We start from the raw sequence: 16,740 nt of genomic DNA, 5'->3' as shown, positions 1-16,740 counted from the left end.
GATCTGTCCTTCATCCCGAGGGGGCTCCCCTGAAGCCTGAAGAACGCCGCGCAAAGGCGGCGGTTCCGAGGCTGGACGACAAGCTTCACATTATTTTGTTCACGGGGCGCTGGTCTGGGAACATCGGCGGACGCTGCACGTTCGCCGCTTCATGATCGATACCGCTACGCCTGCCGCCGCCGAACGTCGGCCGCTGACACCCCATGCGGCGCTGAACCGGGTGACCGTTCTGGTCAATCCGTTGTCGGGCAGCGTGGGGCCGGGCGCCGTCGCCGAGGTCGAGACCCTGCTGGCGGACTATGACTGCGCCGCCACGGTGACGGCGCTGGAAGGCGGACGGATCGTCGAACAGATCGACGCCGCCCTGGCCGAGGCCCCCGACGCCCTGTTCGTCCTGGCCGGAGACGGCACTGCCCGCTCGGTCGCCGCGCGCGCGGGCGCCAAGGGGCCGCTCGTCGCCCCCCTGCCCGGCGGCACCATGAACATGTTGCCCAAGGCCCTGTATGGCACGGCGGACTGGAAGCTGGCCCTGCGCCGCGCCCTGGAGGAAGGCGCGCCTCAGCCGGTCGCCGGCGGGGTGGTCGAGGGGGAGGCCTTCTATTGCGCCGCCATCCTCGGCTCGCCCGCCCTGTGGGCGCCGGCGCGCGAAGCCATCCGCACCGGCAAAGTGAAACAGGCCTGGGCCCATGCGCGTCGGGCGCTGAAGCGGGCCTTCACCGGCCGTATCCGCTACAGTCTCGACGGCGCCCGCAAGCGCCCGGCCGAGGCTCTGGTCCTGATCAGCCCGATGATCTCGCGGGTCATGGACGCGCCCGTGGGCCTGGAGGCGGCGGCGATGAATCCGGCCGACGCGGCCCAGGCCTTTCGTCTGGCGGCGCGGGCCCTGTTCGACGACTGGCGTCATGATCCCAATGTGACGACCCGGCCAGCACGCTGGGTCACGGTCTCGGCCCGGTCGAAGATCCCGGCGGTGATCGACGGTGAGCCCATGCTGCTGGGCCGCGACGCCAGCATCGGCTTCCTGCCGCGCGCCTTCATGGCCCTGGCCCCGCTGCCGCCGGCAGGGGAAGACAGCGTCTGATGGGGCGGGTGCTCCAGTTCTCGGACGTGCATTTCGGGTGCGAACATGTCCACGCTGTCGCCGCCGCGCTCGACTACGCCCACGCCACGCCGCACGATCTGGTGTTGATCACCGGCGACATCACCCAGCAGGGCTTTCCGGCGGAGTTCGCGGCGGCGGGCGAGTGGATCCGGGCCATGCCCCAGCCGGTCTTCGTCACCGTGGGCAATCACGACGTGCCCTACTGGGACGTGATGGCGCGGTTGTTCTGGCCCTGGCGGGCCTTCGAGCGGGCCACCGGCCACCCCGCGCATGATCATGAGTTCAAGCGCCCTGACCTGATGGTGCGCGGCGTCACCACGGCGCGCGGCTGGCAGGCCCGGCCCAACTGGTCCAAGGGGGTAATCGACCTGAAGCAGACGCGGCGCGCGGCCGAGGCCCTGCGCCACGCGCCGATCGGGGCGCTGCGCATCCTGGCCTGCCACCATCCACTGATCGAGATGATCGGCGCGCCCATGACCGGCGAGGTCAAGCGCGGTGATCGGGCGGCCCTGATCTTTGCCGAGGCCGGGGTGGACCTGATCGCGACCGGCCACGTCCATGTGCCGTTTGCGCTAGGGATCGACCTGTCGGACCGCTGCTCCTACGCCATCGGCTGCGGGACCCTGTCGCACCGTGAGCGGGGGGCGCCGCCCAGCTTCAACCGTATTGAATGGGACGCGAAGGAGATCGTCGTTACGGCGGTGGTCTGGACCGGCCATCGGTTCGAGGATCATCAGACCTGGCGTCTGCCGCGTCGTCAGGACACGCGTCGGGTCGAGACCGCGCCCGATCCCGAGACGCCCGGCGAGATGGAAGCCGCCGTCACTTGAAGGCGGATACGAAAAGGCCCCGACGGAGCGACGGGGCCTTTTGTTTTTCACGTGAAACGCGACGTCAGACTCGCGGACCGCGTCCGCGCATGCCGCCCACCACCAGCGAGACCACGAACAGGATCACGGCGATGATGGCGATGAATTTGGCGATCTCGAACGACATGCCCGAGATGCCGCCGAAGCCGAGCACGGCTGCGACCAGGGCGATGATGAAGAAGATGATGGCCCAACGAAGCATGGACGGTCCTCCCATTGTTGATAGGGGCGGAACCATCGGCGCGTCTCGCCGACGGCCCCGCCTGATTATTCAACGTCCCGGAGGCTTGGCCGTTCCGCCTTCTATCGGCGGCGCGGCCGGCTCTTTTCCGTAAAGGCCGCCGCCACCATGGTGGCCAGGGCCGGATTGCGCAGGAAGATGAAACCGCCGGCCAGGGCCGCCGCCACGCCCAGAAGCGGGCGTTCCTGGAACAGGTGGAAGGCGCGCAAGCCCAGGCTTTCCGGCTCCTGCTCCTCTTCCTCGTCCTCGCCGTGCGCGCGGCGCACGAAGACCAGGGCGACGATCAGGGCGATGACCGCAAAGATGGCCGAGGTGATGGCCGCCGCCGCCAGAGGCACGACGACCAACGCCAGCAGATAATAGACCGTGGCCCCCAGGGCGACCATGGCCACGAAGCCCGCGCCGGCGGCGACGAAGGTCGCCACCGCGCGATTGATCAGCCCCCGCCCAAACATCAGCGGCGGCGACCGGCGATGAGCAGGCCCAGGACGAAGCCGACGCCGAGGGCGATGGCGGTCGACTGCACCGGGCGTTCCTGAACGCGTTCAACGACATAGCGTTGGGCTTCTTCGAAGCGCTCGGCGGCGTCGTCATAGTACTCGCGGCCGCGCACGCGGGCGTCGTCGTAGTAGCCGCGGGCCTTTTCGCGCAGCTCGTCGCCCTGCTCGCGCAGGCGGGCCTCTGCGGCGGCGGCCTTTTCCTTCAGGCGCTGCGTTTCCTCGCGCGCGCCGGTCTTCAGATCCTCCTTGAGGGTCTTCAGGTCGTTCTTGATGTCTTCCCGAGCCTTGGTCGTGGCCATGATGCGCGCTCCGCTTCTGTGTAAGCTTGACGATTAAATAGAGAACCCCCGCCCCGAACGCCACACCGACGACCAAGGTTCCTGCCAAGCCGCAAGCCAAGGCGTGGCGCAATCGCCTTATGGCGTCGCTCAAGAGGTCGTCCTAGAACAACGTCATGACCCAATGGCTGTTCCCGCCCGCCCCCATGCCCTCGCTTCCGATCGTTGGCGATGATCGACGTTTCCCGGTACGGCGCATCCTGTGCGTGGGTCAGAACTACGCCGCCCACGCCCGTGAAATGGGGGCGGACCCGTCGAAGCCCGCCCCCTTCTTCTTCGCCAAGCCCGCTGACGCCCTGGTCGTGGACGGCGCCGATCCGGCCTATCCCTCGGCGACCGCCAACCTGCATCACGAGGTCGAGCTGGTTCTCGCCGTCGGCGAGTCCGGGACCATCGCGGGCTGGGCCGTCGGCGTCGATCTGACGCGGCGCGATCTGCAATCGGAAGCGAAGGCCAAGGGGCGGCCGTGGGAGGCGGGCAAGGCCTTTGACCAGTCGGCCCCCTGCGGCGCCCTGACGCTGGGCGCCCTGCCCGACCCGGATGCGGCGATCGAACTGAAGGTCAACGGCGAGACGCGTCAGTCAGGCCGCCTGTCGGACATGATCTGGGACCCGGCCGGGATTCTGGCCAAGGCCAACGAGCTGTGGGCCCTGCAGCCCGGCGACCTGATCTTCACCGGCACGCCCGAGGGCGTCGGGTCTCTGGCGCCCGGCGACCGGGTCGAGGCGCGCATCGACGGCCTGGCCTCGCTCAGTTTCACGGTGAAACCATGATCCTGCACGGCTATTGGCGCTCGGGCACCAGCTATCGCACCCGTATCGCCCTCAACCTCAAGGGGCTGGCCTACGACACGGCGCCGGTCGATCTGCGCACAGGGGCGCAGAAGTCGGACGCCTATCTGGCGCTGAACCCCCAGGGCCTGGTCCCGGCGCTGGAGACCGATGACGGTCAGGTCCTGACGCAGAGCCCGGCCATTCTGGAATGGCTGGAGGAGACGCATCTGACCCCCGCCCTGCTGCCGTCGAACGCCGCCGACCGCGCGGTGGTGCGGGCCATGGCGGCCCTGATCGGCTGCGACATCCATCCGCTGAACAATCTGCGGGTGCTGAAGGCGGTGCGCGACCTGGGCGCCGATCAGGCGAGGGTCGACGCCTGGGCCGGGCGCTGGATCCTCGACGGCTTCGCCGCACTGGAGGCCCTGGTGACGCGTCACGGCGAGAGCTGGTGCTTCGGCGGCGCCCCGACATTGGCCGACTGCTACCTGATTCCGCAGATCTATTCGGCGCGGCGCTTCAACGTTGATCTGACGCCGTTTCCGCGTCTGCTGGAGATCGAGATGCGGGCCGAAGTCCATCCGGCCTTCATCGCGGCGCATCCGGACAATCAGCCGGACGCGGATTAAGCCTGTTCGTTCACCAACGGCATTGATTTCGGTCAATCTCCCTTAAGCTTTGGCGCTGAATATCGGCGTCGTGAGATTCGCCCTTCCGCCCTCTCCGGCCGACCGGCTCGCCATCGCGGTGGTGACAGAGCCCGAACGGTCCCGCCCGCTGCCACCCGGCCAGCGGGAGGACGCCATGCGCCATCTGCTGCAGACGGCGGGAGACGCGGGCGTCGGTCTGGTGGCGACCCGGCCCGAAGGCGACGTCGAGCGCCTGCTGGGTCAGGCCTGGCCCTTCCCCTCGCCCTTCCGCGTCACCGTGCGCACCGTGCCCCTGGCCGACGGTCTGGACCGGGTCGAGGCCCGCGCCCGTCGCTCGCTGGAACGCATGGGCCTGCCGCGCGGCGACGCCGTCCTGGTGCAGAACGCCGCCGATCTGGCCGGGGCCGAGGGCCGCGCCCTGTGGGCTCGCCTGCAGGCGCTGAAGGAGCGCGGCATCTTCCGCAAGATCGGCTTCGTCGCCACCGTCGAGGACGGCCCGGCCCTGCTGGCCCGCCGCTTCCAGCCCGACGTGGTGCAGCTTGCCTGCAATATTCTGGACCAGCGCGCCGCGCGCGGCGGGATCATCGAGACGCTGGCCGCCCAGGGCGTCGAGGTGCATCTGGCCTCGGTCTTCGCCCAGGGCCTGCTGTTCGCCAACCGCGACAGCCTGCCGCCGGAACTGGCGGCGCACGGCATGGCCCTGTCGCGCACGCGTCGGCGTCTGGCCGAGGCGCGGGTCGACCCGATGCAGGCGGCCCTGGCCTATGCCCTCAACCTGCCCGGTGTCGCCTCGGTCATCGCCAGCGTGGCCTCGGCGGCGGAACTGCGCGCCATCGTCGCCGCCTCCCATGCGGCCAAGCCGGACATCGACTGGGACGCCCTGGCCCTGGACGAGGCCCCCGCCGCCGTCGCCTCACGCCTGCGTCTGCACGTCAGCAACGCCGCCTGATCCACAGGTCCGGCGGTTTTCATCGCCGCCCTGTGCATGATGCGCGCCGATCCTGCTTGAGGCCAAGGATGCGATCCGTCACCCTGACGGACAATGAACGCGCCCATCGCCCACCCCCCGCAAGCTGATCTGAAGCCCGACGCCGGCACGACCCCGGTCATGGCGCAATTCCTGGCGGCCAAGGCCGATCAGCCGGACGCCATCCTCTTCTTCCGCATGGGCGACTTCTACGAGCTGTTCTTCGACGACGCGGTCAAGGCGGCGGCGGCGCTGGGCATCACCCTGACCAAGCGCGGCAAGCATCAGGGCGAGGACATTCCCATGGCCGGGGTGCCGGTCCATGCGTTGGACGGCTATCTGGCGCGGCTGATCCGCATGGGCTTCAAGGTCGCCATCTGCGAGCAGTTGGAAGCCCCCGCCGAGGCCAAGAAACGCGGCCACAAGGCGGTGGTGCATCGCGGCGTGGTGCGGGTGGTGACGCCGGGCACCCTGACCGAAGACAGCCTGCTGGACGCGCGCGGGGCCAACCGTCTGGCCGCCGTGGCGGTGCGCAAGGGCCGCGCCGCCGTGGCCGTGGTTGAGCTTTCGGCCGGGGCGGTGGACTCGGTGGCCTGCGACCTCAGCGATCTCGGCGCGGCGCTGGCGGCGTTCCGCCCGTCCGAAGTCCTGGTCCCCGACCGTCTGTTTTCGGACGAGACCCTGAAGGGGGCGTTGGACGGCTCCGGGGGCGTGGTTCAGGCCATGCCGCAGGCTCTGGCCGAGCCGGTCGGCGCCCGCGACCGGGTGCAGCGGCTCTATGGCGTTTCGGCCCTGGACGGGTTTGGCGCCTTTGAGGAGGCCGAGGTCTCGGCGCTCGGCCTGATCGCCGCCTATCTGGAAACCACCCAGGCCGGCAAGATTCCGGCCTTGGCTCCGCCGCGTCGTTCCGGGGAGAGCGGGTTTCTGGCCATTGATCCGGCGACGCGCCTCAGCCTCGAGATCGACCGCACCCAGAGGGGCGAGCGCGACGGCTCCCTGCTGCACTGCATCGACCGCAGCGTCACCTCGGGCGGGGCGCGGGCTCTGGCGGAACGCATTTCGCGGCCTCTGCGTGATCCGGGGGCGATCAACGCCGGTCTGGACGCGGTGGAGTGGCTGCTGGAGCGACGCGACCTGCGCCGCGATCTGCGCGACGGGCTTCGTTCCTCGGCCGACGTGGCGCGAGCCACCTCGCGTCTGGCGCTGGGACGCGGCGGGCCGCGTGATCTGGCGGCCATCCGCTCGGGCCTGAAGACGGCGCAGGCTCTGGCCGGGCTGTTCGCCGCCTCGACCCACGATCCTCTGGCGGGACCGCCCGCGCGGGTCCTGACCTGTCTCGACCGGCTGACTCTGGACGGGGAGCTGTCGCACCTGCTGGCCGATCTGGGCGACGGCCTGATTGAAGAGCCGCCGCATCTGGCGCGCGACGGCGGCTTCGTGAACCCCGGCCACCGGCCCGAACTGGACGCCGCCCGCACCCTGCGCGACGACAGCCGCCGCGTGGTCGCCGATCTGGAGGCCCGGGCCGTGGCCGAGAGCGGCGTGGCCTTCAAGGTGCGTCACAACGCCGTGCTGGGCTATTTCCTCGAGGCCTCGGCCAAGGCGGCGGAAAACCTGCTGCGGGCCGGACCCGACAGCCCCTTCATCCACCGTCAGACCCTGGCCAATCAGGTCCGCTTCACCACGGTCGAACTGTCGGAACTGGACGCCAGGATCAGTCAGGCCGGGCACCGCGCCTTGGCCATGGAAGGAGAGGCCTTCGAGGGTTGGCGGCGCGAGGTCGCGCGGCTGGCCGGGCCGTTGCAAGGCGTGGCCGAGGCCCTGGCCGAACTGGACGCCCATGCGGCGCTGGCGGAGTGGGCCGAAGAGGTCGGCGCCATCCGCCCCGTCGTCGACGACAGCCTCTGCTTCGACGTCGAGGCTGGGCGCCACCCGGTGGTCGAGGCGGCGGTGACGGCGCAGGGCGACCCCTATACCCCGAACAATTGCCGCCTGGCCGGCGACGGCGCCGGGGCCTCGCGCCTGTCGATCGTGACGGGCCCGAACATGGCCGGCAAGTCGACCTTCCTGCGCCAGAACGCGCTTCTGGTGGTGCTGGCCCAGGCCGGGGCCTTTGTGCCCGCGCGCGCCATGCGGCTGGGCGTGGTGGACCGGCTGTTCAGTCGCGTCGGGGCCGGGGACGATCTGGCGCGCGGCCGCTCCACCTTCATGATGGAGATGGTCGAGACCGCCGCCATCCTGACCCAGGCCACGCCGCACAGCTTTGTCGTTCTGGACGAGATCGGGCGCGGCACGGCCACCTACGACGGTCTGGCCATCGCCTGGGCCACGGCCGAGGCCCTGCACGAGACCAATCGCGCGCGGACGCTGTTCGCCACCCACTATCACGAGCTGGCGCAGCTGGAGGAGCGGCTGGACCACGTCTGCAACCTGTCGATGAAGGCGCGCGAGTGGAACGGCGATCTGGTCTTCCTGCACGAGGCGGCGCCGGGCGCAGCGGATCGCTCCTATGGCGTGCAGGTGGCCAAGCTGGCCGGGGTGCCGACGGCGGTGGTCGCCCGCGCCCGCGAGGTGCTGGAACGGCTGGAGAGCGAGAAGGCGGCGACGGCGCGTCTGGACGATCTGCCCCTGTTCGCCGCCGTGGCCGAGCCGCCGCCCGCTCCAATGAACTCGGCGCTGGACGACGCCATGGCCGGCATCGATCCGGATGAACTGACCCCGCGCGAGGCGCTGGAGGCCCTCTATCGGCTGAAGGGGCTGTCGCGCTCGTGACCCCTCCAGCGGCTCTGGATCCGCGTCTGGTTCAGGCGGCCTCGGCCCCCGACGCCCGCGCCGCCGTCACCGAGGTTCTGCGCGAAAGCTTCGCCATCGAGCGCGCCCGCGTCGCCCGACGGCTGGAGGGCGGGATCGACGGGGCCGAGGCGGCGCGCCTCTACGCCGCCGCCGCTGATGCGATGCTGACCAGTCTGTGGCGGGTGGCGACCGAGGTGCTGCATCCGGCTTCGGAGGACCGGTTGAGCCTACTGGCGGTCGGCGGCTATGGCCGGGGCGTCCTGGCGCCCTTTTCCGATCTCGACCTGCTGTTCCTGCGGCCCGGTCAGGGCGTCAATGCGCGCACGACGGCGGTGATCGAGTTCGTCCACTACGTCCTGTGGGATCTGGGGTTGAAGGTCGGCTCGGCCTCGCGATCGGTTGGCGAGACCCTGGATCTGGCGCGCGGCGACATGACGGTGCGCACCACCCTGCTGGAAGCGCGGGTTCTGGCGGGCGACGCGGGTCTGGGCGAAGGCCTGTTGAAGCGGTTTCGCGCCGACGTGGCCAAGGCCGATCCCCGCCCGTTCATCGCCGCCAAGATGGAGGAACGCGACGTCCGCCTGCAAAAAACAGGCGCGGTGCGCTATCGCGTCGAGCCCAACATCAAGGACGGCAAGGGTGGTTTGCGCGACCTGAACACCCTGTTCTGGATCGCCCGCTCGCTGGCGCCCGACAGCGAGCGGGGGCAAGCGGCGCTGGAGGGCCTGCTGAGCGCGCGCGAGCTGCGCAGCTTCCGCGAGGCCATCGGCTTCCTGTGGAGCGTCCGCATCCATCTGCATCTGGCGGCGGGCCGGGCCGAGGAAAAGCTGACCTTCGACTATCAGCCTGAGATCGCGCGGCGCATGGGCTGGCGCGGGCGCGGCGACGAGCTGGCGGTCGAGCGCTTCATGCGCCGCTATTTCCAGGTGGCGCGCGAGGTCGGGGCCCTGACCCGCGCCGTATCGGCCCAGCTGGAGGCGCGCCAGCAGAAGAAGGCGCAAGGCCTGGCGCGCGGCTTGTCGCGGCTGATCCCAAGGCGGCGGGCGAAGTTGGCCTTCGACGGGCTGGCCGTCGAGGGCGGGCGGCTGACGGTGACCGGCGGCTCGGTCTTCGCCCATGACCCGGTGCGGCTGCTTCTGCTGTTCGTGGAGGCGGACCGGCTGGATCTGGACCTGCATCCCGACGCCTTCGCCGCCGTGATCCGCGCCCTGTCGCTGGTGACCCCGGCGTTGCGGCGCGACCCGCGTGCTGCCGAGGCCTTCCTGACCCTGCTGGCGCATGGCCAGCGGCCCTACCGCGTCCTGTCGATCATGAACGAGACGGGGCTGTTGGGTCGCTTTCTGCCCGAATGGGGGCGGATTGTCGGACAGACCCAGTTCAACATGTACCACGCCTACACGGTGGACGAGCACACGCTTCAGGCCGTGGGCATCATCAACGACATCGCGCGCGGCAAGCTGGAGGCGGATCATCCGGCCTCGACCGCCATCATCCACCGCATCGCCGACATCGAGGCCCTGATGCTGGCCATGCTGCTGCACGACGTGGGCAAGGGCGGCGACCGGGGTCAGTTGGAGGACGGGGCCATCGCCGCGCGCCGGGCCTGCGAGCGGCTGGGCGTCGATCCGCGCCGCATCGAGCTGGTGGTCTGGCTGGTGCGCCATCACCTGCTGATGAGCGACTACGCCCAGAAGCGCGACGTGTCCGACCCCTCGACCGTGCGGGCCTTCGCCGAGGCCGTGGGCGATCCGGAGCGCCTGCGGATGCTGATGGTCCTGACCGTGGCCGACATCCGCGCCGTGGGGCCGGGGGTTTGGAACGGCTGGAAGGGGCAGCTGATGCGCGCCCTGTTCGAGGCGACCGAGGCCCTGTTCCGCGGCGACGCCGTGACGCGCGAGGACCCGCTGGTCGATCACCCGGCCCTGGTCGAACGGGCGCGGCGCGATGGGGCGGCGGTCGAAGCCTTGCCTGCCGAGGGGCCGCTGGAAGCCACCGCCCGCGTGGCCGTGGCGACATGGGACCGGCCGGGCCTGTTCGCCGATCTGGCCGCCACCCTGTCGATGGCGGGCGCCGACGTGGTGGGCGCGCGTCTGGCCACCGCCGAGGATGGCACGGCGCTGGACGTGTTCGAGATTCAGGACGGGGCGGGCGAGGCCTATGGCCAGCGCGAGCCGCGTCGCCTGGCCATCCTGGTCAAGGCGCTGGAACGGGCGGCGCAGAAGGGCGCGCGCGCCTCGGCGGTCGAGACGCCCCGGGTGAGCGCGCGCCGCGCCGTGTTCGAGGTCCGGCCGGTGGTGCGCATCGACATGGAGGCCGGGACCAGCGCCGTGGTGGTCGAGGTCTCGGGCGCCGACCGGCCGGGCCTGCTGGCCGATCTGGCGCGGACCATCTCGGCCCACGGCTATTCGACCCGCTCGGCCCATATCGCCAGTTTCGGCGAGCGGGCGGTGGACGGCTTCTACATCACCGACGCGGACGGGGCGAAGCCGACCGACGCGGCGCGGCTTGAGGGGCTGAAAGCCGGGCTGCTGGAGGTTCTGGATCGTGCGCCACAGGGCCCGGCGGGGCGCCGCATCGTTCCGGTGCGGGCCAGCGTGCGCGACGTCTCCGATCTGGAAGGCGAGATCGGACGCAAGCCCGTATCCAGCGGGCCACGGGCGCGCTAAGGCGTTTGTCGGGCGAGCATAGAGATCAGCCGTGAACGACAAGACCGATCCCATCGAACCGGCAGCCCCGGTTCCGGCTGCGAACGCGACGGTGGAGCCGATCGTTCAGCCGCCCGCCGCCTCGACAACGTTGGACGGCGACGCGCCCAAAACGGGGGGCGTCATGCGCTCCTCGGCCATCTTCAGCGCCATGACCCTGCTCAGTCGTCTGGCCGGGTTCGCGCGCGACGTGGTGATTTCGGCGGCGTTGGGGGCCTCGGCGGGACCCGCGGCGGACGCCTACAACACTGCCCTGAACTTCCCCAACCTGTTCCGCCGCATCTTCGCCGAAGGGGCCTTCGCCGCCGCCTTCGTACCCGCCTACGCCAAGACGCTGAAGACCGAGGGCGAGGCCACAGCCGATCAGGTCGCCACCGACGCCCTGGCCGCCGTCGCCGCCGTGACCGTGGTCCTGACCGTCGTGGCCCAGTTGACGATGCCCTGGCTGATGACGGTCATCAACATCGGCTTCCTGGACGATCCGGCGCGCTTCAAGCTGGCGGTGATCCTGACCCAGATCACCATGCCCTACCTGCCCTGCATGGCCATCGCCTCTTTGCTGAGCGGGGTGCTGAACGCGCGCGGGCGCTTCATCGTCTCGGGCGCCTATCCCATCTTGCTGAACCTGATCATGCTGGCCGCCGTCATCCCGGCCCAGGGCGACCAGATCGGCGCCGCCTACGCCGCCTCCTGGGGCGTGGCCGTCGCGGGCGTGGCCCAGGCGGGCCTGTGCTGGTGGGCGGCGAGGAAGGCCGGAGCCAACATCCGCCTGACCATGCCCAGGCTGACCCCGGCGGTGAAGGCCATCATCATCACCGCCATTCCCGCCGCCATCGGCAATTCGGCGACCCAGATCAACGTCTTCATCTCGGGCAACCTGTCCAGCTTCGTCGCCGGCGGGCGGACCTGGCTGGCGACGGCGGACCGTCTGTATCAACTGCCGCTCGGCCTGGTCGGGGTGGCCATCGGCATCGCCCTCTTGCCGCGTCTGTCGGCGGCGGTGGCGTCCAAGGATCACGGCCAGCAGCAGGCCTCGATGGACGAGGCCCTGGCCCTGTCCATGGCCCTGACCCTGCCGGCGGCGGCGGCCCTGCTGGCCATGCCCTATTTCCTGATCGACGCCCTGTTCACGCGCGGCGCCTTCCTGCAGGTCGACGCCGTCAACACGGCCCAGGCCCTGTTCCAGTTCGGCTGGGGCGTGCCGGCCTTCGTCCTGATCCGCATCCTGGCGCCAGCCTTCTTCGCGCGCGGCGACACGCGGCGTCCCATGGTCTTCGCCCTGGTCTCGGTGGGGGTAAACGCGGCCCTGGCCATCGGCCTGTTCAACCTGGGCATGGGCATAGCCGGGATCGCCGCAGCGGTCAGCGCGGCGGCCTGGACCAACGCCCTGCTGTTGGGCGTCACCCTGTGGCGGCGCGGCCATTATCGGCCCAGCCCGGCGGCGGCCTCGCGGCTGGCGCGCATCGGTCTGGCCAGCATCGGCCTGGGCGTCGTCGTCGGCCTCGCCTCCTGGGCGCGGCCGATGCTGCAGGCGCCGATCGAGGCCCTGCTGGGCGCGATCGGCTCGGACCACGGCGCCAAGGAGCTGACCCTGCTGGCCGTCGTGGCGGCGGGTGGTCTGACCTATGTGGCCCTGGCCTTCGCTACGCGCGCGATCACCGTCGCCGAGATCAAGGGATTGATCCGCAAGGGGCGGTAGTCGGCGGCGGCGGCCGTCAACGCGGTTGCGACGACCGCATTCCCGCCCCCGGCCAAGAGGGCCGAGCCACGAGGCGTGATCCCTCGCGGACGATGAGGTTTTCTTCGACCCCGGCGGTCGTCAGAAGCTCCAGCGCGCGTTCAGTCTGGCCTTCTCCGCCGGCCTCGGTCGCGACAACCGTGACGCGGAGCCGTTGCCCGTTCAGGGGCGGGGCGAAGCGCCCTTCGGCGCGTCCCTTGTGCAAGGCGAGGTCCAGGCGTCCGGGCGCGAGGTCTGGGCCAGGGTGGACGGACTTGAGCGTCACGACCGCGCTTGAAAGAGACGAACTCGAGGTCAAGGCGTGGACTTCAGCCTCGGCAGGCCCCTGAAACACCTCCAGCGTCAGAACAGGCGGGACGCCTTCCTGCCAGACCGAGGCTCGTTTGTGGAGCGCAAGGCAAAGCCGCTCGTTCGGCTGCGACGGCCAACTGAACGAGGTATCCGTGCCGTAGGCCAGAAGCGGAGCCGAGCGCGCCCGTCTTGATTGCGACGCGACAGGCACTGTGTGCGGCCAATAGGCGGCGCCGAGCGCGCCGCTTGTCGCAGGTCGATTGTTGATGTCCTGCATCAAGCCCCAATCGCAAGGTCCGTCGCTGTAGGCGACCGATAGCTGGACCAGATTGGGTTTCTCCGGCGCCGGCGGCCGCGTCGCGCAACTCGCCAAGAAGGCTGTCGCGAGGATCAGTGCGGCATAGGCGTGAGCATGTTTCATGGATCGACGCTATGTGAGTTCGTCCCGTCCGGTCAACGGACGCGTCGGCGGCCCTCTCGCCTTGCCCTTCGCGCTGCGAGCCGGTAAGCGCGAGGGCATGGCTCATTCGGGACACATCTTCGTCGCCCGGCGATGGCGCGGCTGACTGTTCACCGCACGACCCCGCACGCCTGCGCGTGCGCCGAATCCAGCCTCTTCGAGTCCCGAGAACCCTTCCATGACTGATCAGACCCCGGCCCCCTACACCGGTCCGCGCCGCATCCTGTCCGGCATCCAGGCCTCCGGCGCCCTGCACTTGGGCAACTATCTGGGGGCGCTGAAACGCTTCACCGAACTGCAGGACACGGGCGCGCCCCTGTTCGTCTTCGTCGCCGACATGCACGCCATCACCGTCTGGCAGGAGCCCGAGAAGCTGACGGCCCAGACGCGCGAGATCGCGGCGGCCTATCTGGCGGCAGGTCTGGATCCGGCCAAGGCGACCATCTTCCCGCAGTCGGCGGTGCCGGCCCACGCCGAACTGGCCTGGATCTTCAACTGCGTCGCCCGCCTTGGCTGGTTGGACCGGATGACCCAGTTCAAGGAGAAGTCGGGCAAGCACAAGGAACGCTCCAGCGTCGGCCTCTACACCTATCCGGTGCTGCAGGCGGCGGACATCCTGCTCTACAAGGCGACCGAGGTGCCGGTCGGCGAGGACCAGAAGCAGCATCTGGAACTGACCCGCGACATCGCCGCCAGGTTCAACAACGACTTCGGCGTGCCCGGCTTCTTCCCGCAGCCGGAGCCCCTGATCCAGGGACCGGGCACGCGGGTCATGAGCCTGCGCGACGGTTCGGCCAAGATGAGCAAGTCCGATCCGTCGGATCTGTCGCGCATCAACCTGACCGACGACGCTGACACCATCGCCGCCAAGATCAGGAAGGCCAAGTCGGACATGGATGTCCTGCCCGACACCGTCGAGGGTCTGGACGGTCGGCCCGAGGCCAAGAACCTGGTGGCCATCTACGCCGCCCTGTCGGACACCACGCGCGAGGCCGTTCTGGCCGAGTTCGGCGGTCAGGGCTTCGGGTCGTTCAAGCCCAAGCTGGCCGAACTGGCGGTGACGTCGATGGCCCCGGTCACGGCCGAGATGCGCCGCCTGATGGCCGACCCGGCTGAGATCGACCGCGCCCTGGCCGTCGGCGCCGAGCGCGCCCGCGAAACGGCTCAGCCGGTGGTGGACGAGGTCAAGAAGATCGTCGGCTTCTGGCAGGGCTGATCGGCCGTTTTCGGACGTGACGGCCGCGCGGCGGGTTTCGCGGCGGGGTCTGCACGCCTAGATCATCGCTCATGACCCATCTTCTTGATCGCGCCGTCTTCAACGCCCTGACGACGCGCCTGTCCCGCTTCGCGACGCCCGATTCCGGGGCGCTGGCCGCGCGTCTCGATCCCGAGGTCGGCGTCTTTCTGGCGGCGGCGGACGACAGCGCGGCCAGCCGCGAGGCGCTCGGCGTCCTGGCGCGACGCTACCCCGGCGCGGGACTGGTCGAACGCGAGGACGGACCGATGGCCGGGGTGCTGCCCGAGGGCGTGCCGGTCGCCGCCCAGGTCGCCTTGGTGCAGATGACGGCCACGACCCTGACGCCGGTCGGGACGAGCGCGCCGCTGGACGACGCGATTGAGGTGCTGGGCGAGGCGGACGCCCCCGCCATGCTGGCCCTGGCCACATTGACGAAACCCGGCCCCTTTCGCTCCCGGACCCGCGAGCTGGGCCCCTTCGTCGGGATCAAGCGGGACGGTCAACTGGTGGCCATGGCGGGGCGGCGGCTGCGCGTCGACGGCTTTACGGAGCTGAGCGGGGTCTGCACCCATCCCGATCATCGCGGCATGGGCTACGCCGCCGCCCTGTCGCGCGTGGTGGTCGGCGAGATCCTAGCGACCGGGGAGACAGCCTTCCTGCACGCCTTCGCCGATCATGAGACAACGATCGCCTTCTATCGCGGGCTAGGATTTCAGACGCGGGCGCGCATGACCTATACTTCGCTGGGCGAGGTCTGAAGGAGGCGAGCATGAGCGGTCACGGCGCAGTGGTGGAATGGACGCGGGGCGATCAGGCCTTCGTCGACAAGCGATACAGCCGCGCCCATGTCTGGCGCTTTGACGGCGGGGCGGTGGTGCCCGGCTCCTCGGCGCCCTCGGGCGTGCCGGTGCCGATGTCGGACCCGGCAGGCGTGGATCCGGAGGAGGCCATGATCGCCTCCCTGTCCAGCTGTCACATGCTGTGGTTCCTGGCCTTCGCCGCCAACGCCGGTCTGATGGTCGATCGCTATCTGGACGACGCCTCGGGCGAGCTGGACAAGAATGCAGCGGGCAAGTCCTATCTGGCGCGCGTGGCCCTGAACCCGGTGACCAGCTTCACTGGCCGCCAGCCCGATCAGACCGAACTGGACGCCCTGCATCACGCCGCGCACGAGCACTGCGACATGGCCCATTCGGTGCGGTCCGAGATCACGGTCACGGCCCGTATCGGCTGAGGCTCAAGCCTCGGGCGCCACATCCTTGAGGAAGGCCGTGAAGCGGCGCAGGGCCTCCAGCGTCAGCTCGGGGTGATGACGCATGGGGCCGTTGCTGGTCGGTTCGTCGAAGGCGTGGGTGCCGTCGGCGACCCAGCTTTCCACCTCGGAGCCGCAGTCGCGGATCATGGCGTTGACCCGCTCGGCGTTCGACACCGTGGTCAGGTGGTCGCGTTTGGCCGTCATGGCCAGGACGCGCGGACAGTGTCGCCACGGCTTCATCCGGTTGAAGGCCCAGGCGCCGATATAGGGATAGGCCAGCCACACCGCCTTGACCCCCGACAGGTCGCAGTCGCCGGGATCGGCCACGCCGAGGCGGCCGGCTTGCGGGTCCTCGCTCATCATCTCCATGATCGACCAGCCGCCGTGGCTCCAGCCCGCCAGCGACAGCAGGGTCGGATCCACGTCGGGGCGGCGTGAGACGCCCTGGATCGTGGCCAGCAGATCGCCCGCCCGCTCATAGCCGCGGAACACCAGTCCGGTGCAGACCGTGGTCAGGGTGAAGGCGCGGTTCCAGCCCCTCGGCCCGTAGGAATCGACGATGAAGGCGCGCCAGCCCGCCGCCTTGGCCGCCTCGGCGTAGCGCGGCAGGTGATCGCGCAGGCCGCCGCAGCCGTGGAACAGCAGCACCGCCGGACGCGGCCGGTCGTCGTCGGGGCCCACCACAGTCGTGTGCGGTTCCAGCATGGCCCAGCGGGCGTCGAGCGTATCCATAGGGGGCAGCATAACGTGCGAACGGCAAAGAAAAAGCGCCGCGATCTCTCGACCGCGACGCTTCTACTTTTCTTCCACGCCAGACCGGC

At 70.0% G+C, this 16,740-nt stretch carries 16 protein-coding genes; 11 read left to right on the top strand and 5 right to left on the bottom strand.

Going from position 1 to position 16,740, the window contains the following annotated elements; translation table 11 throughout:
- The first annotated feature begins 151 nt into the window (after positions 1–151).
- Together ACIQTU_RS00715 and ACIQTU_RS00710 are read left to right on the top strand one after the other, a co-directional pair.
- On the top strand, positions 152–1,081 hold the full coding sequence (locus ACIQTU_RS00715) for a diacylglycerol/lipid kinase family protein (RefSeq protein WP_400540860.1): 930 nt from the start codon (positions 152–154) through the stop codon (positions 1,079–1,081).
- Positions 1,081–1,932, top strand: a complete 852-nt coding sequence (locus ACIQTU_RS00710; RefSeq protein WP_400540857.1) for a metallophosphoesterase family protein — start codon at positions 1,081–1,083, stop codon at positions 1,930–1,932. Before ACIQTU_RS00715 ends, ACIQTU_RS00710 begins: the two co-directional genes overlap by 1 nt.
- Before the next feature lie 64 nt (positions 1,933–1,996).
- Here the strand turns inward: ACIQTU_RS00710 and ACIQTU_RS00705 are convergent, their stop codons facing one another.
- From ACIQTU_RS00705 to ACIQTU_RS00695, 3 genes are all read right to left on the bottom strand, one after another.
- A complete protein-coding gene (locus ACIQTU_RS00705; protein WP_400540854.1) occupies positions 1,997–2,173 on the bottom strand; it encodes a DUF1328 domain-containing protein in 177 nt (58 codons plus the stop codon).
- Between the two features lie 101 nt (positions 2,174–2,274).
- Positions 2,275–2,637, bottom strand: coding sequence for a hypothetical protein (locus ACIQTU_RS00700; RefSeq protein WP_400540851.1), 363 nt, complete (start codon positions 2,635–2,637; stop codon positions 2,275–2,277).
- 29 nt (positions 2,638–2,666) lie between these two features.
- A complete protein-coding gene (locus tag ACIQTU_RS00695) occupies positions 2,667–3,011 on the bottom strand; it encodes a YqjD family protein (RefSeq protein ID WP_400540848.1) in 345 nt (114 codons plus the stop codon).
- A gap of 155 nt (positions 3,012–3,166) precedes the next feature.
- Here ACIQTU_RS00695 and ACIQTU_RS00690 point away from each other — a divergent pair, with 155 nt between their 5' ends.
- The 6 genes from ACIQTU_RS00690 to murJ all read left to right on the top strand — a co-directional run bounded on the left by ACIQTU_RS00690 (position 3,167) and on the right by murJ (position 12,637).
- On the top strand, positions 3,167–3,823 hold the full coding sequence (locus ACIQTU_RS00690) for a fumarylacetoacetate hydrolase family protein (protein WP_400540845.1): 657 nt from the start codon (positions 3,167–3,169) through the stop codon (positions 3,821–3,823).
- A complete protein-coding gene (gene maiA, locus ACIQTU_RS00685; RefSeq protein ID WP_400540842.1) occupies positions 3,820–4,452 on the top strand; it encodes a maleylacetoacetate isomerase in 633 nt (210 codons plus the stop codon). The genes ACIQTU_RS00690 and maiA overlap by 4 nt, the downstream gene beginning before the upstream one ends.
- A 70-nt stretch (positions 4,453–4,522) precedes the next feature.
- On the top strand, positions 4,523–5,422 hold the full coding sequence (locus tag ACIQTU_RS00680) for an aldo/keto reductase (protein ID WP_400540839.1): 900 nt from the start codon (positions 4,523–4,525) through the stop codon (positions 5,420–5,422).
- A gap of 93 nt (positions 5,423–5,515) precedes the next feature.
- The gene (gene mutS / locus ACIQTU_RS00675) at positions 5,516–8,212 is read left to right on the top strand and encodes a DNA mismatch repair protein MutS (RefSeq protein WP_400540836.1); all 2,697 of its coding nucleotides are present in this window, start codon (positions 5,516–5,518) and stop codon (positions 8,210–8,212) included.
- Positions 8,209–10,899, top strand: a complete 2,691-nt coding sequence (gene glnD / locus ACIQTU_RS00670; protein ID WP_400540833.1) for a [protein-PII] uridylyltransferase — start codon at positions 8,209–8,211, stop codon at positions 10,897–10,899. Before mutS ends, glnD begins: the two co-directional genes overlap by 4 nt.
- Before the next feature lie 31 nt (positions 10,900–10,930).
- The gene (murJ, locus tag ACIQTU_RS00665; RefSeq protein WP_400540830.1) at positions 10,931–12,637 is read left to right on the top strand and encodes a murein biosynthesis integral membrane protein MurJ; all 1,707 of its coding nucleotides are present in this window, start codon (positions 10,931–10,933) and stop codon (positions 12,635–12,637) included.
- Between the two features lie 16 nt (positions 12,638–12,653).
- On the opposite strand, the gene ACIQTU_RS00660 is transcribed toward murJ, so the two are convergent.
- Entirely contained in the window at positions 12,654–13,388 is a 735-nt protein-coding gene (locus tag ACIQTU_RS00660; RefSeq protein ID WP_400540827.1) for a hypothetical protein, read from the bottom strand.
- A gap of 217 nt (positions 13,389–13,605) precedes the next feature.
- Here ACIQTU_RS00660 and trpS point away from each other — a divergent pair, with 217 nt between their 5' ends.
- From trpS to ACIQTU_RS00645, 3 genes are all read left to right on the top strand, one after another.
- The gene (gene trpS / locus ACIQTU_RS00655) at positions 13,606–14,643 is read left to right on the top strand and encodes a tryptophan--tRNA ligase (protein ID WP_400540824.1); all 1,038 of its coding nucleotides are present in this window, start codon (positions 13,606–13,608) and stop codon (positions 14,641–14,643) included.
- 71 nt (positions 14,644–14,714) lie between these two features.
- Complete coding sequence (locus tag ACIQTU_RS00650) at positions 14,715–15,422, top strand: GNAT family N-acetyltransferase (RefSeq protein WP_400540821.1); 708 nt, start codon at positions 14,715–14,717, stop codon at positions 15,420–15,422.
- 11 nt (positions 15,423–15,433) lie between these two features.
- A complete protein-coding gene (locus ACIQTU_RS00645; protein ID WP_400540818.1) occupies positions 15,434–15,898 on the top strand; it encodes an OsmC family protein in 465 nt (154 codons plus the stop codon).
- A gap of 3 nt (positions 15,899–15,901) precedes the next feature.
- Here ACIQTU_RS00645 and ACIQTU_RS00640 read toward each other — a convergent pair whose 3' ends face one another.
- Entirely contained in the window at positions 15,902–16,651 is a 750-nt protein-coding gene (locus tag ACIQTU_RS00640) for a dienelactone hydrolase family protein (protein ID WP_400540815.1), read from the bottom strand.
- Positions 16,652–16,740: the final 89 nt, after the last annotated feature.

The sequence above is a fragment of the Brevundimonas sp. NPDC090276 genome (assembly GCF_044772165.1).
Lineage (GTDB): Bacteria > Pseudomonadota > Alphaproteobacteria > Caulobacterales > Caulobacteraceae > Brevundimonas.
This window is presented reverse-complemented; position numbering and strand designations above follow the sequence as displayed.